The organism is Pseudomonas oligotrophica, from assembly GCF_021726475.1.
GTDB classification, from domain to species: Bacteria; Pseudomonadota; Gammaproteobacteria; order Pseudomonadales; family Pseudomonadaceae; genus Stutzerimonas; species Stutzerimonas oligotrophica.
Genome location: NZ_JAKJRU010000002.1, coordinates 58,367 through 71,070 on the forward strand (window position 1 = coordinate 58,367; position 12,704 = coordinate 71,070).

Genomic DNA, 12,704 nt, shown 5'->3' on the forward strand with positions numbered 1-12,704 from the left:
TGACCTGGCATTGACGGAATCGCGGCGCCGCGGTTGCAGAGCGATGAACCCGACGGACGGTTGACGCTGTAGCAAGGCCTGGCGCTCTGTTATTCTCGTCGCCATGAATCAGCCCCACCTCCCACTCGCAATGATCGCTGCTCTTGCAGAGCGAAACGTGATCGGTCGCGACAACAGCATGCCCTGGCACCTGCCGGCGGACCTGCGCCATTTCAAGGCCATGACCCTCGGCAAACCGGTGATCATGGGCCGCAAGACCTGGGATTCGCTCGGCCGACCGCTGCCGGGACGGCTCAACCTGGTGGTCAGCCGCCAGCCCGGCCTGCAGCTCGCGGGCGCCGAGACCTTCACCGCGCTGGACGCCGCGCTGGCACGCGCCGAGCAGTGGGCGCGCGAGCAGGGCGCCGCCGAGCTGATGCTGATCGGCGGGGCGCAGCTTTATAGCCAGGCGCTGGACCGCGCGCAGCGGCTCTACCTGACCCGCATCGATGCGCGCCCGCAGGGCGATGCCTTCTTCCCGGCCTTCGACGAGGCCCAGTGGCAGTGCGTCGAGCGCCAGGCGCACCCGGCCGAGGGCGATGCGCCGGCCTACTGCTTCGAGACCTGGGTGCGCGCCGCGCGCCACGCTTGACCGGCGCCAAGGCAGGTTCGGGCGGCGCCCTCTAAGCTGCTGCCCAACGTCAACGGAAATTACCTTCATGCAACCGGACCACACCGGCGCGCCGGCCAGCGACCGCGTCGCCCCGATCTTCGTGCGCCACCCGTTCTGGGAGGATGTCCTGGCCGTGCTGCTCGGCACCGCCATGGTCGCCCTGGGCATCACCTTCTACAGCCATGCGCAGCTGCTCACCGGCGGCACCGTGGGTGTCGCCTTCCTGCTCAGCTACCTGAGCGACTGGTCGTTCGGCCCGCTGTTCTTTCTGGTCAACCTGCCGTTCTACGGGCTGGCGATCTGGCGCATGGGCTGGAAGTTCACCCTGCGCACCGCCTGCGCGGTGGCGCTGGTCTCGCTGTACGCCGAGCTGATGCCCAACTGGGTGCAGTTCGCACGGCTCGACGTGGTCTATGCCGCGCTGTTCGGCGGCTTCGCCATGGGCGTCGGCTTGCTCATGCTGTTCCGCCACCGCGCCAGCCTCGGCGGAGTGAACATCCTCGCGCTGTACATCCAGGAGCGCTTCGGCGTGCGTGCCGGCAAGGTACAGATGGGCATCGACGCGCTGATCGTGCTCACCGCGATCCTCGCGGTGCCGGCCGATCGTGTGCTGCTCTCGGTGCTCGGCGCGGTGGCGCTGAACCTGGTGCTGGCGATCAACCACCGCGCCGACCGCTATACCGGCGTCAGCTGAGCTGGATCAGCTCGGCCTCGGCGCGGTCTGCGCCGAGGTCCAGATGCGCCAGGCAGATCGGCAGGCGAAAGCGTCGCGGCCCGGCGCTGCCCGGGTTGAGGTAGAGCACGCCGTCGCGCCTTTCGATCAGCGGCTGGTGCGAGTGGCCGGCGATGACCACGGCGACGCCAGCGGCGGCCGGGTCGAAATCCAGGGTCTTGAGGTCGTGGCGCACATGCAGGCGCCGGCCGGCATATTCGAGGTCCAGCGCTTCGGGCAGCGCCGCCGCCCAGTCGCTGCTGTCGACGTTGCCACGGATCGCCTGCAGCGGTGCGACCCGGCGCAGGCCGTCGAGCACCTCGGGCTTGCCGATGTCGCCGGCATGGATGATCAGCTCGCAGCCCTGCAGGGCCGTGATCGCCTGCGCTCGCAGCAGGCCGTGGGTATCGGAGATGACGCCGATGCGCATGCCGGGTTCTCCCGCCGGGCAAAGCGCCCAGCATAGGCCGGCGGACACGGCGGCGGCGACCGTCGATCGGCCCGCCCGGCGCACGCTTACTTGTGCAGGACGTACTGGCCGGTGAAGCGCACCGCGTCGCGGCCGTCGGCGCCGAGGATGCGGCTGTTCAGCTCCAGGCGGGCGCGGCCGCGCCGGCGGTAGATCGTCTCGAAACGCTCCCAGGCGCCTTCGGCCGGCGCGCTGCAGATCGCGGTGGCGTCGTCGACCACCGGCAGCGGGTACGCGATCTGGCCGTCCTGGATGACGATGTGCCCGTCCTCGATGCCGGCCTCGCGCAGGCGCAGGAACAGCCAGCCCCAGCCGGCGAGCACCGCGGCGCAGTACAGGCTGCCGCCGAACATGCTGCTCTTGTGGTTGATGTTGGCCTGCAGCGGTACCTTCAGGCGCAGCTCGTGGTTGTTCCAGGCGTCGACGCGCAGGCCCATCGAGCGGGTCAGCGGAATGTCGTGATGGAGGATGGCTTCCAGGTAACGGCTTTCGCGGCTCATGCCGGTTGGCTTCCTAAAACGTGACGAAGATACAGGCAGACGCCAAGCATGACCGTTGAGTCACGTTTGCGCCAGTTCCGCTCGGCGTTCGTCCGCGATCCCGGCGCGATCTGCGCGGCTTGCGCCGTCTCAGCGCTCGCCCTTGCGCACGTAGGCGCAATGCCCCGGCCGCGGGCCGATGCGTGGGTGGTTGCGGCAGGTGTCGGGGCGCCTGTCATAGACCTTGCACAGTCGCGTGCGAGTATCCAGGTAGAGGCAGTCGCCGTTGGCCATGCGGGCCAGGGTGAAGATGCCGTGCTTCTGGTTGTAGCGCTCGATCACCCCGTCGCGCTCCAGCCGGCGGGCGACCTGCTTGGGCGGTTCGTCGCGCTCGAATTCGTCGACCAGCTGCAGGCGGATCAGGTCGTCGATGCGCACCTCCACCGGCAGCGTGCAGCAGGTGGCCTGGCAGTCGCGGCACAGGCCGGCGCTGTAGCGCACCCAGGTTTCCAGGCGGTCGGGGTCGGCGGAGGCGATCAGTCGAGGCTTCACGGTGGTCATCGCAGGCAGGCAGGGCGCGCGATCATAGCGCCCGCCCCGGGAATTTCCAGCCCGGGCGCGGGTTCGAATGCGAACCGCCGGTCCAGCGCCGACAGAAGGGCGTGCAAAGCTGTCTAGACTGCCCTTTGCCGGGCTGGTGGCAGACCCCTCCAGCCGAACCGTCTTGCTTCCGAGGTCCATCCATGACGCAGGAAACCAACGCCCCCACCGCCGACGAAGTGGCCGCCTTCCGTGACAACGTGCTGCGCAAGCTGACCTACTCGGTCGGCAAGGATCCCGAGCATGCCGCCGACTTCGACTGGTTCGAGGCGGTGGCGCTGGCGACCCGCGACCGCATCATCGACCACTGGATGGACTGCACCCGGCAGACCTATGACAAGGGTTGCAAGCGGGTCTACTACCTCTCGCTGGAATTTCTCATCGGCCGCCTGCTGGTCGACAGCCTGAGCAACCTCGGCCTGCTGGAGACCGCGCGCCAGGCGCTGGACGGGCTGGGCGTGGACATCGAACGCATCCGCCAGCTCGAGCCGGACGCCGCGCTCGGCAACGGCGGGCTCGGCCGCCTGGCGGCCTGCTTCATGGAAAGCATGGCGACCCTCGGCGTGCCGGCGCACGGCTACGGCATCCGCTACGACCACGGGCTGTTCCGCCAGGTGATCGTCGACGGCTGGCAGCACGAGCAGACCGAGACCTGGCTCGATTTCGGCAACCCCTGGGAGTTCGAGCGCCCCGAGGTCAGCTACCTGATCGGCTTCGGCGGGCACGTCACCGCCAAGCCCGACGAGAACGGCGAGCCGCGGCACTTCTGGCACTGGGCCGAGGGCGTGCGGGCCAATGCCTACGACACGCCGATCGTCGGCTGGCGCGGCGCCAGCGTGAACACCCTGCGCCTGTGGCGCGCCCGTGCCGAGGCGGACTTCCACCTCGAGCGCTTCAACGCCGGCGACCACATCGGCGCGGTCGCCGAAGAGGCCAAGGCGCAGAGCATTTCCCGCGTGCTCTACCCGGCCGACAGCACCGAGGCCGGCCAGGAGCTGCGCCTGCGCCAGGAGTACTTCTTCGTCGCCGCCTCGCTGCAGGACCTGCTGCGCCGCCACCTCGACCAGCGCGGCACGCTGGACAACCTGCCCGAGTTCGCCGCCATCCAGCTCAACGACACCCACCCGGCGATCGCCGTGGCCGAGCTGATGCGCCTGCTGGTCGACGTGCACGGCATGCCCTGGGACAAGGCCTGGCAGCTGACCACCGCGACGCTCTGCTACACCAACCACACGTTGCTGCCCGAGGCGCTGGAAACCTGGCCGGTGGGCCTGATGGAGCGCCTGCTGCCGCGGCACATGCAGATCATCTACCTGATCAACGCCCAGCACCTCGACGCGCTGCGCAACCGCGGCCTGCACGACGCCGACCTGCTGCGCTCGGTGTCGCTGATCGAAGAAGGCCACGGCCGCCGCGTGCGCATGGGCAACCTGGCGTTCCTCGGTTCGCACAGCGTCAACGGCGTCTCGGCGCTGCACACCGGGCTGATGCGCAAGACGGTGTTCACCGACCTGCACCAGCTGTACCCGCAGCGGATCAACAACAAGACCAACGGCATCACCTTCCGCCGCTGGCTGTACCAGGCCAACCCGCGGCTGACCGACCTGCTGGTCGAGGCGCTCGGCGAGCAAGTGCTCGACGCGCCGCAGACCCACCTGCGTGCGCTGGAACCGTTCGCCGAGCAGGCCGGCTTCCGCCGCCGCTTCGCCGAACAGCGCCTGGCCAGCAAGATGCACCTGGCAAAGGTCATCCACGAACGCCTCGGCGTGCAGGTCGACCCGCACGCGCTGTTCGACGTGCACGTCAAGCGCATCCACGAGTACAAGCGCCAGCTGCTCAACCTGCTGCACACCGTGGCGCTGTACCACGCCATCTGCGCCGACCCGGGCGGCGACTGGGTGCCGCGGGTGAAGATCTTCGCCGGCAAGGCGGCGGCCAGCTACCACCAGGCCAAGCTGATCATCAAGCTGGCCAACGACATCGCGCGGACCATCAACGACGACCCCACGGTGCGTGGCCTGCTCAAGGTGGTGTTCCTGCCCAACTACAACGTCAGCCTGGCCGAGCAGATCATCCCGGCGGCCGACCTCTCCGAGCAGATCTCCACCGCCGGCCTCGAGGCCTCGGGCACCAGCAACATGAAGTTCGCCCTCAACGGCGCGCTGACCATCGGTACGCTGGACGGCGCCAACGTCGAAATGAGCGAGCAGATCGGCCGCGAGCACATGTTCATCTTCGGCCTCACCGCACAGCAGGTCGAGGCGCGCAAGCGCGCCGGCGAGTACAACGCCGAGGCCACCATCATCGGCTCGCCGCGCCTGGGCGAGGTGCTCTCGGCGATCCGCCGCGGCGCCTTCTCGGCCGACGACCCGGGGCGCTACACCGGGCTGATCGACGGCCTCGGCTGGCACGACACCTTCATGGTCTGCGCCGACTTCGAGGCCTACTGGCAGGCGCAGCTGGAGGTCGAGGCGCGCTGGCGCGACCCGGACGCCTGGTGGCGCTCGGCGGTGCTCAACACCGCGCGCACCGGCTGGTTCTCCTCGGACCGCACCATCGGCGAGTACGCCCGCGAGATCTGGCAGGTGATGTAGCCGGCCAGCGCTGGCCAGTTGCCGCCCCGGGCTGAACTCGCCCGGGGCGGGCCGGTCTGAGGGGAGTCTGTTTTCCGCCGGCCTGCTAAACTGCGTCGGTTTTTTCCCCCTCTGGAGCCAGTCCATGTCCCGCATCACCCTCAGTCGCTACCTGATCGAGCAGACCCGCAGCAACAACACACCGGCGGACCTGCGTTTCCTCATCGAGGTGGTGGCGCGCGCGTGCAAGGCCATCAGCCACCAGGTGTCCAAGGGTGCGCTGGGCGGCGTGCTCGGCAGCATGGGTACCGAGAACGTGCAGGGCGAGGTGCAGAAGAAGCTCGACGTGCTGTCCAACGAGATCCTGCTGGAGGCCAACGAGTGGGGTGGCCACCTGGCCGGCATGGCCTCCGAGGAGATGGACAACGCCTACCAGATTCCCGGCAAGTACCCCAAGGGCGCCTACCTCCTGGTGTTCGACCCGCTGGACGGCTCCAGCAACATCGACGTCAACGTCTCGGTCGGCACCATCTTCTCGGTGCTGCGTTGCCCCAACGAGTGCTTCAGCCAGAACGACTCGCTCGGCGAGGAAGCCTTCCTCCAGCCTGGCACCGAGCAGGTGGCCGCCGGCTACGCCATCTACGGCCCGCAGACCATGCTGGTGCTGACCCTGGGCAACGGCGTCAAGGGCTTCACCCTGGACCGCGAACTGGGCAGCTTCGTGCTGACCCACGACGATATCCGCGTGCCGGAAGCCACCGCCGAGTTCGCCATCAACATGTCCAACCAGCGCCACTGGGAAGCGCCGGTCAAGCGCTACGTCAGCGAGCTGCTGGCCGGCAAGGAAGGCCCGCTGGGCAAGAACTACAACATGCGCTGGATCGCCTCGATGGTCGCCGACGTGCACCGCATCCTCACCCGTGGCGGCATCTTCATGTACCCGCGCGACGCCCGCGAGCCGGAGAAGCCCGGCAAGCTGCGCCTGATGTACGAGGCCAACCCGATGTCGATGATCATCGAGCAGGCCGGCGGCGCCTCCACCAATGGCACCCAGCGCATCCTCGATATCCAGCCCGAATCCCTGCACCAGCGCGTGGCGGTGTTCCTCGGCTCGAAGGAAGAGGTCGAGCGCGTGACCGGCTACCACCAGGCCTGAACCATGCAGGCCCCCTGGCAGGCGTTGCTCGACTGGTGGTTCGGCGACGGCGCCACGGCCGGGGAGGTCGCCGCGCACAAGCACCGGCTGTGGTTCGGCTACCGCGCCGAACAGGACGCCAAGGCGACCGCACGCTTCGGTGCACTGGTCGCCGAGGCGCTCGACGGCGGGCTCGAGGACTGGACGGCGACTCCGCAGGGCTGGCTGGCGCTGGTCCTGCTGCTCGACCAGCTGCCGCGCATGATCCATCGCGGCACGCCCGCGGCCTTCGCCGGCGATGCCCGTGCCCAGCGGATCGTTCGCGACGGTCTGATGCAGGGTGGCGACGTGCTGCTGGCGCCGATTGAGCGCGTGTTCATCTATCTGGTACTCGAGCATGCCGAGAACCTGGCCATGCAGGACCAGGCGGTGGCACAGTTCAGCGCACTGCACGAGCTGGCCGATGCTGCGGAGAAGCCGCTGTTCGCCGATTTCCTCGATTTCGCCCTGCGTCACCGCGCGGTCATCGCCCGCTTCGGCCGCTTCCCGCACCGCAACGCCATTCTCGGGCGGGCGTCGACCGCGGCGGAGCTGGAGTTCCTCGCCGAGCCGGGCTCGCGCTTCTGAGCGGGCCGGCAGTGAATCTCCCGTTCGCTATCGTTGTCTAGACACTTCAAGGAGTCCGATATGTCTTTGCGTCCCTTTGCCCTGCTCGCCGTGTTGCTCGCCCTCGCGGGGTGCAGCAAGGTCACCCAGGAGAACTACGCCAGGCTGGAGGCCGGCATGAGCCGCGCCCAGGTGGAAAAGCTGCTTGGCAAGCCCGAGGAGTGCGCCGGTGCGCTGGGCATGTCCAGCTGCACCTGGGGTGACAAGAACCGCTTCATCAGCATCCAGTTCGCCGGCGACCAGGTGATGATGTTCTCCGGCAAAGGCCTGAAATGACGGAGGTCCCATGCGCTTGCCCGGCCTGCTGCTGGCGTTCCTGCTGAGCGCCGGCTGCGCCAGCGACAACGCTCAGCCGCCACCCTACAGCGCCGGCGAGGTGGACCTGGCGCGCTACCAGGGAACCTGGTACGAACTGGCCCGCCTGCCGATGTTCTTCCAGCGCCACTGCGTCGAATCCGAGGCGCATTACCGGCTGCAGGCCGGTGCTCGCGTCGGCGTGACCAACCGCTGCCGCACGGCCGAGGGTGAATGGCAGCAAGCGCACGGCACCGCCGAGCCGCAGCAGGCCGGGCGCAGCGACCGCCTGTGGGTGCGCTTCGACAACGGGTTCAGCCGGCTCTTCCCGCGGCTGGCCCGGGGCGACTACTGGATTCTCTACCTCGACCCGGACTACCGCGTGGCGCTGGTCGGCAGTCCCGATCGCGACTACCTCTGGCTGCTGTCCCGCACCCCCGAAGTCGACGCCAGGACCCGCGAGCGCCTGCTCGACGAGGCGCGGGCGCGCGGCTATGCCACCGGCGAGCTGGTCTGGCGCGGCGAAAGCCAGTGAGCCGTGGCGGCTTGCGCGTGCCGGCACGCGAGTCGCCAGCAGGCGTGGCCGGGGCGTGACATGCCCAACGCGGTGAACCTCGCTATGATGCCGTGAATCCTCACGCGGGCCGGCGGCCCGCCATGCAGACGCGGGAGTGTGCCATGCAGAGCCTGTATCCGGAGATCAAACCCTACGCCCGGCACGAGCTGGCGGTGCAGGAGCCCCATGTGCTCTACATCGACGAGAGTGGAGAGCCCGACGGCCTGCCGGTGCTCTTCGTGCATGGCGGGCCCGGCGGCGGCTGCGATTCGCTCAGCCGGCGCTTCTTCGACCCGACGCTGTACCGCATCGTCACCTTCGACCAGCGCGGCTGCGGTCGTTCCACGCCGCATGCCAGCCTCGAGCACAACACCACTGCGCACCTGATCGACGACATGGAGCGCATCCGCGAGCACCTCGGCATCGAGAAGTGGGTGCTGTTCGGCGGCTCCTGGGGCTCGACGCTGTCGCTGGCCTATGCCCAGGCGCATCCCGACCGCGTGCACGCGCTGATCCTGCGCGGCATCTTCCTCTGCCGCCCGCAGGACCTGGCCTGGTTCTACCAGGAAGGCGCGAGCCGGCTGTTCCCCGACTACTGGGAGGAGTTCGTCGCGCCGATCCCGCCGGAGGAGCGCGGCGACATGATCGGCGCCTACTACCAGCGCCTGACCGGCAGCGACCAGATCGCCCAGATGCACGCGGCCAAGGCCTGGTCCTGCTGGGAAGGGCGCACCGCCACGCTGCGACCCAATCCGCAGGTGGTCGACCGCTTCGGCGAGGCGCACCGTGCGCTGGCCATGGCGCGGATCGAATGCCACTACTTCGTCAACCAGGTGTTCCTGCAGCCCGACCAGATCCTGCGCGACATGCCGAAGATCGCCCACCTGCCGGGCATCATCGTGCACGGCCGCTACGACGCGATCTGTCCGCTGGACAACGCCTGGGCGCTGCACCATGCCTGGCCGCAGAGCGAGTTGCAGATCATCCGCGACGCCGGCCACTCGGCGGCCGAATGCGGCATCACCGACGCCCTGGTGCGCGCGGCGGCGACCATCGCCCACCGCCTGCTCGGCCTGCCACCGGCGGACGACGCCTGATGAAGGCGCTGATCCAGCGGGTGCGCCAGGCGCGGGTGGAGGTGGCCGGCGAGGTGGTCGGTGCGATCGACCAGGGCTTGCTGGCGCTGATCGGCGTCGAGCAGGGCGACGACCCGGCGCGTGCCGACAAGCTGTTGCACAAGTTGCTCAACTACCGGGTGTTCGCCGACGACGCCGGGCGCATGAACCGTTCGCTCAGGGATGTCGGCGGCGGCCTGCTGCTGGTCTCGCAGTTCACCCTCGTCGCCGATACCCGCGGCGGCCTGCGCCCGAGCTTTTCCAGCGGTGCATCGCCGGCCGAGGGCGAGGCGCTCTACGACTACCTGCTCGGGCAGGCCCGGGCGCAGCATGCGCCGGTCGCCTGCGGACGCTTCGGCGCGGACATGCAGGTGTTCCTGCAGAACGACGGGCCGGTCACCTTCCTGCTCGAGGTCTGACGGCAACGCGGGGCTGCGTTCCATGCCGAAACGCCGCGCGCCATGCGTACGAAGGAGCAATGCGCATGGGTGGCGGTGCGCACGGCGCACCTCTCATGACTCAGAACAGCCGTGCCAGCAGCGCGCTGACCGCGGTCTCGACCCGCAGGATGCGTTCGCCGAGCTGTACCGGCTCGAGGCCGGCTGTGGTGAGCTTCTCCACCTCGTAGGGTATCCAGCCGCCTTCCGGGCCGATGGCCAGGGTCACCGGCTCGTTCAGCGCGCGCGGGCAGGCTGGGTAGTCGCCCGGGTGGCCGACCAGGCCGCGGCTGCCGGCAACCAGCCCCGGCAGGCGGTCTTCGACGAAGGGCTTGAAGCGCTTCTCGATGCTCACCTCGGGCAGCAGGGTATCGCGTGCCTGCTCGAGACCGAGCACCAGCTGTTCGCGGATCGCCGCCGGCTCGAGGAACGGGGTCTGCCAGAAGCTCTTTTCCACGCGGTAGCTGTTGAGCAAGACCAGCCGCGGTACGCCCATCGCCGCTACCGTCTGCAGCACGCGGCGCAGCATCTTCGGCCGCGGCAGCGCCAGCAGCAGCGTGACCGGCAGCTTGGCCGGCGGCGGCTGGTCGAAGGCGACCTCCAGCTCGGCCTCGCCGGTGGTCAACTGCAGCACCCGGCCGCTGCCCATGTCACCGCCGAGCAGGCCGACGCGCAGTGTTTCGCCCGGCTCGACCCGATGCACCTCGCGCATGTGGATCAGGCGCCGGCCGCGCAGCAGCACGCGGTCGGCGGCGACGAAGTCGTCCGGTTCCAGCAGCAGCAGGTTCAAGGGCGGGGCGCAGGCGGCTGGCTGTCGGTCTCGGTGGCCCGCTCGTTTTCGTCGGCATCGCCGCGGAACTCGGCCTCGCGCTTGATCATGCTGCCGCACAGCAGGCCGGCCTCGAACAGCAGCCACATGGGCACCGCCAGCAGGGTCTGCGAGAACACGTCCGGCGGGGTCAGCACCATGCCGATGGCGAAGCAGCCGACGATCACGTAGGGGCGGCTCTTGCGCAGGGTGGCGACGTCGACGATGCCGACCCAGATCAGCAGGAAGGTTGCCACCGGGATCTCGAAGGCCACGCCGAAGGCGAAGAACAGCGTGAGCACGAAGTCCAGGTACTGGCCGATATCGGTCATCATCGCCACGCCTTCGGGCGTCACGCTGGCGAAGAAGCCGAACATGATCGGGAACACCACGAAGTAGGCGAAGGCCATGCCGGCGTAGAACAGGAAGATGCTGGAGATCAGCAGTGGCACGGCGATGCGCTTTTCGTGCTTGTACAGCCCGGGGGCGATGAAGCCCCAGATCTGGTAGAGGATGATCGGCATCGAGATGAACAGCGCCGCCATCAGCGTCAGCTTGAACGGCGTGAGGAACGGCGAGGCCACGCCGGTGGCGATCATGGTCGCGCCTTCGGGCAGGTAGGCGCGCAGCGGTGCGGCGACCAGGGCGTAGATCTGCTGCGAAAAATAGAACAACCCGGCAAACACCAGGCCAATGGCGATCACGCTGCGCAACAGGCGCTTGCGCAGCTCGGTCAGGTGCGCGATCAGCGGCATTTCCTGATCGTCGAGGGAGGGCTTGCTCATGGGTTGGGGCGTTCTGTCTGGGCCGGGGGCTCGGTGGGCTGGGCGGCAGTGGCGCCGCTGTCGGCCGGGGGCGGCATGGCAGTGCTGTCGCTGGTTGGTGCCGGTGCTGGTGCCGGTGCTTCGGCTTCGGTAGCCGGCGGCGGGCTGCTCGGCTTGGCGGTCATGCTCGGTGGCATGATGCTTTGCTTCATCTCGCGTTCGAGGTCGAGGATGCGCTCGTTGTGCAGCTGGCGGCGGATCTCGTCCGCGCCGATCTCACGCTCCACCTCGGCCTTGATGTTGCTGAAGCTGCGCTTGATCCGCCCGACCCACAGGCCGGTGGTGCGTACGGCGCCGGGCAGGCGCTCGGGGCCGAGCACCACCAGCGCCACCAGGCCGACCAGCAGCAGTTCGGTGAAACCGATATCGAACATCGCGGCGCGCCTGTGTCAGTCTTTCTTCGCCGGATCTTCGACCTTGCGTGCCTGGGCATCGATGGTCTGCCCCGGTTTTTCCTCCACGCCGGGCTTTTCCTCGTCGGTGCCCATGGACTTGCGGAAGCCCTTGATCGCATCGCCCAGGTCCGAGCCCAGGCCCTTCAGGCGCTTGGTACCGAACAGCATGATGACGATGAGCAGGATGATCAGTAGTTGCCAGACGCTGATGCCGCCAAAACCCATGGTGATGTCTCCGAAGTGAGTCAGTTGTGCGGGCGCGCGGCTTTTTCCGCGTGTCCGGAGAGGCCGAAGCGACGCTCGAGCTCATCGAGCACGGCCTGGGGATGCTGGCCGAGCGCGGCGAGCATGACCAGGCTGTGGAACCAGAGATCGGCGGTTTCGTAGATCACATCCTTGCAGTCGCCGCTGCTGGCGGCGTCCTTGGCGGCAAGAATGGTCTCGACCGACTCTTCGCCAAGTTTCTCGAGGATCTTGTTCAGACCCTTGTGATAGAGGCTGGCGACGTAGGAGCTTTCCGGCGCGGCGCCCTTGCGGGCCTCGAGCACTTCGGCCAGTCGGGTGAGGGTGTCACTCATGCTTGTGCTCCGCATAGATGGCGTGCGGGTCCTTGAGCACCGGCTCGACGGTCTGCCAGCCGTCCTGCCCGAGGACGCGGTAGAAGCAGCTCTGCCGGCCGGTATGGCAGGCGATGCCACCGAGTTGCTCGACCATCAGGATGATCACGTCGGCGTCGCAGTCCAGGCGCAGTTCGTGCAGCTTCTGCACATGCCCGGACTCCTCGCCCTTGCGCCACAGCTTGCCACGCGAACGTGACCAGTAGATGGCGCGCTGTTCCTGCACGGTCAGCGCCAGCGACTCGCGGTTCATCCAGGCCATCATCAGCACGCGGCCGGTCTGGTAGTCCTGCGCGATCGCCGGGACCAGGCCGTCGGCGTTCCAGTTGATCTCGTCCAGCCAGTTCATCGAATTCTCCGCTCAGTGCCGCC

General features: G+C 68.3%; 18 protein-coding genes. 9 read left to right on the top strand and 9 right to left on the bottom strand.

The window, feature by feature from the left end; translation table 11 throughout:
* The first annotated feature begins 103 nt into the window (after window positions 1–103).
* Both L3N39_RS04120 and L3N39_RS04125 read left to right on the top strand, forming a co-directional pair.
* Window positions 104–631: a dihydrofolate reductase gene (locus tag L3N39_RS04120; protein ID WP_237256021.1), complete on the top strand. Its 528-nt coding sequence runs from the start codon at window positions 104–106 to the stop codon at window positions 629–631.
* A gap of 67 nt (window positions 632–698) precedes the next feature.
* Complete coding sequence (locus L3N39_RS04125; RefSeq protein WP_237256022.1) at window positions 699–1,346, top strand: YitT family protein; 648 nt, start codon at window positions 699–701, stop codon at window positions 1,344–1,346.
* Here L3N39_RS04125 and L3N39_RS04130 read toward each other — a convergent pair.
* From L3N39_RS04130 to L3N39_RS04140, 3 genes are all read right to left on the bottom strand, one after another.
* Entirely contained in the window at window positions 1,339–1,794 is a 456-nt protein-coding gene (locus L3N39_RS04130; protein ID WP_237256023.1) for a metallophosphoesterase family protein, read from the bottom strand. The two genes, L3N39_RS04125 and L3N39_RS04130, sit on opposite strands and share 8 nt — an antisense overlap.
* 86 nt (window positions 1,795–1,880) lie before the next feature.
* Window positions 1,881–2,333 (bottom strand): thioesterase domain-containing protein, encoded by a 453-nt coding sequence (locus L3N39_RS04135; RefSeq protein WP_237256024.1) that lies wholly within the window; start codon window positions 2,331–2,333, stop codon window positions 1,881–1,883.
* A 129-nt stretch (window positions 2,334–2,462) separates the two neighbouring features.
* Window positions 2,463–2,873: a YkgJ family cysteine cluster protein gene (locus L3N39_RS04140; RefSeq protein ID WP_250646445.1), complete on the bottom strand. Its 411-nt coding sequence runs from the start codon at window positions 2,871–2,873 to the stop codon at window positions 2,463–2,465.
* Window positions 2,874–3,055: 182 nt separating this feature from the next.
* On the opposite strand from L3N39_RS04140, the gene L3N39_RS04145 reads away from it, so the two are divergent.
* The 7 genes from L3N39_RS04145 (at window position 3,056) to dtd (ending at window position 9,670) form a co-directional block, all read left to right on the top strand.
* Window positions 3,056–5,506: a glycogen/starch/alpha-glucan phosphorylase gene (locus L3N39_RS04145; protein ID WP_237256026.1), complete on the top strand. Its 2,451-nt coding sequence runs from the start codon at window positions 3,056–3,058 to the stop codon at window positions 5,504–5,506.
* A gap of 124 nt (window positions 5,507–5,630) precedes the next feature.
* On the top strand, window positions 5,631–6,641 hold the full coding sequence (locus tag L3N39_RS04150; protein ID WP_237256027.1) for a class 1 fructose-bisphosphatase: 1,011 nt from the start codon (window positions 5,631–5,633) through the stop codon (window positions 6,639–6,641).
* A 3-nt stretch (window positions 6,642–6,644) separates the two neighbouring features.
* A complete protein-coding gene (locus L3N39_RS04155) occupies window positions 6,645–7,247 on the top strand; it encodes a DUF924 family protein (protein ID WP_237256028.1) in 603 nt (200 codons plus the stop codon).
* A gap of 60 nt (window positions 7,248–7,307) precedes the next feature.
* Window positions 7,308–7,562: an outer membrane protein assembly factor BamE domain-containing protein gene (bamE, locus tag L3N39_RS04160; protein WP_237256029.1), complete on the top strand. Its 255-nt coding sequence runs from the start codon at window positions 7,308–7,310 to the stop codon at window positions 7,560–7,562.
* 10 nt (window positions 7,563–7,572) lie between these two features.
* On the top strand, window positions 7,573–8,115 hold the full coding sequence (locus tag L3N39_RS04165; protein WP_237256030.1) for a lipocalin family protein: 543 nt from the start codon (window positions 7,573–7,575) through the stop codon (window positions 8,113–8,115).
* Window positions 8,116–8,258: 143 nt separating this feature from the next.
* Window positions 8,259–9,233 (top strand): prolyl aminopeptidase, encoded by a 975-nt coding sequence (gene pip / locus L3N39_RS04170; RefSeq protein WP_237256031.1) that lies wholly within the window; start codon window positions 8,259–8,261, stop codon window positions 9,231–9,233.
* Window positions 9,233–9,670: a D-aminoacyl-tRNA deacylase gene (gene dtd / locus L3N39_RS04175; RefSeq protein WP_237256032.1), complete on the top strand. Its 438-nt coding sequence runs from the start codon at window positions 9,233–9,235 to the stop codon at window positions 9,668–9,670. The genes pip and dtd overlap by 1 nt, the downstream gene beginning before the upstream one ends.
* A gap of 100 nt (window positions 9,671–9,770) precedes the next feature.
* Here dtd and L3N39_RS04180 read toward each other — a convergent pair whose 3' ends face one another.
* Genes L3N39_RS04180 through hisI form a run of 6 tightly spaced genes read right to left on the bottom strand, consistent with a single transcriptional unit; the run spans window position 9,771 to window position 12,681 of the window.
* Complete coding sequence (locus L3N39_RS04180) at window positions 9,771–10,478, bottom strand: 16S rRNA (uracil(1498)-N(3))-methyltransferase (RefSeq protein ID WP_237256033.1); 708 nt, start codon at window positions 10,476–10,478, stop codon at window positions 9,771–9,773.
* Window positions 10,475–11,281, bottom strand: coding sequence for a twin-arginine translocase subunit TatC (gene tatC / locus L3N39_RS04185; protein WP_237256034.1), 807 nt, complete (start codon window positions 11,279–11,281; stop codon window positions 10,475–10,477). Before tatC ends, L3N39_RS04180 begins: the two co-directional genes overlap by 4 nt.
* A complete protein-coding gene (tatB, locus tag L3N39_RS04190; RefSeq protein ID WP_237256035.1) occupies window positions 11,278–11,694 on the bottom strand; it encodes a Sec-independent protein translocase protein TatB in 417 nt (138 codons plus the stop codon). The genes tatC and tatB overlap by 4 nt, the downstream gene beginning before the upstream one ends.
* 15 nt (window positions 11,695–11,709) lie before the next feature.
* Entirely contained in the window at window positions 11,710–11,940 is a 231-nt protein-coding gene (gene tatA, locus L3N39_RS04195; protein ID WP_237256036.1) for a twin-arginine translocase TatA/TatE family subunit, read from the bottom strand.
* A 20-nt stretch (window positions 11,941–11,960) separates the two neighbouring features.
* Complete coding sequence (locus tag L3N39_RS04200) at window positions 11,961–12,293, bottom strand: phosphoribosyl-ATP diphosphatase (RefSeq protein ID WP_237256037.1); 333 nt, start codon at window positions 12,291–12,293, stop codon at window positions 11,961–11,963.
* Entirely contained in the window at window positions 12,286–12,681 is a 396-nt protein-coding gene (gene hisI, locus L3N39_RS04205) for a phosphoribosyl-AMP cyclohydrolase (RefSeq protein WP_237256038.1), read from the bottom strand. The genes L3N39_RS04200 and hisI overlap by 8 nt, the downstream gene beginning before the upstream one ends.
* Window positions 12,682–12,704: the final 23 nt, after the last annotated feature.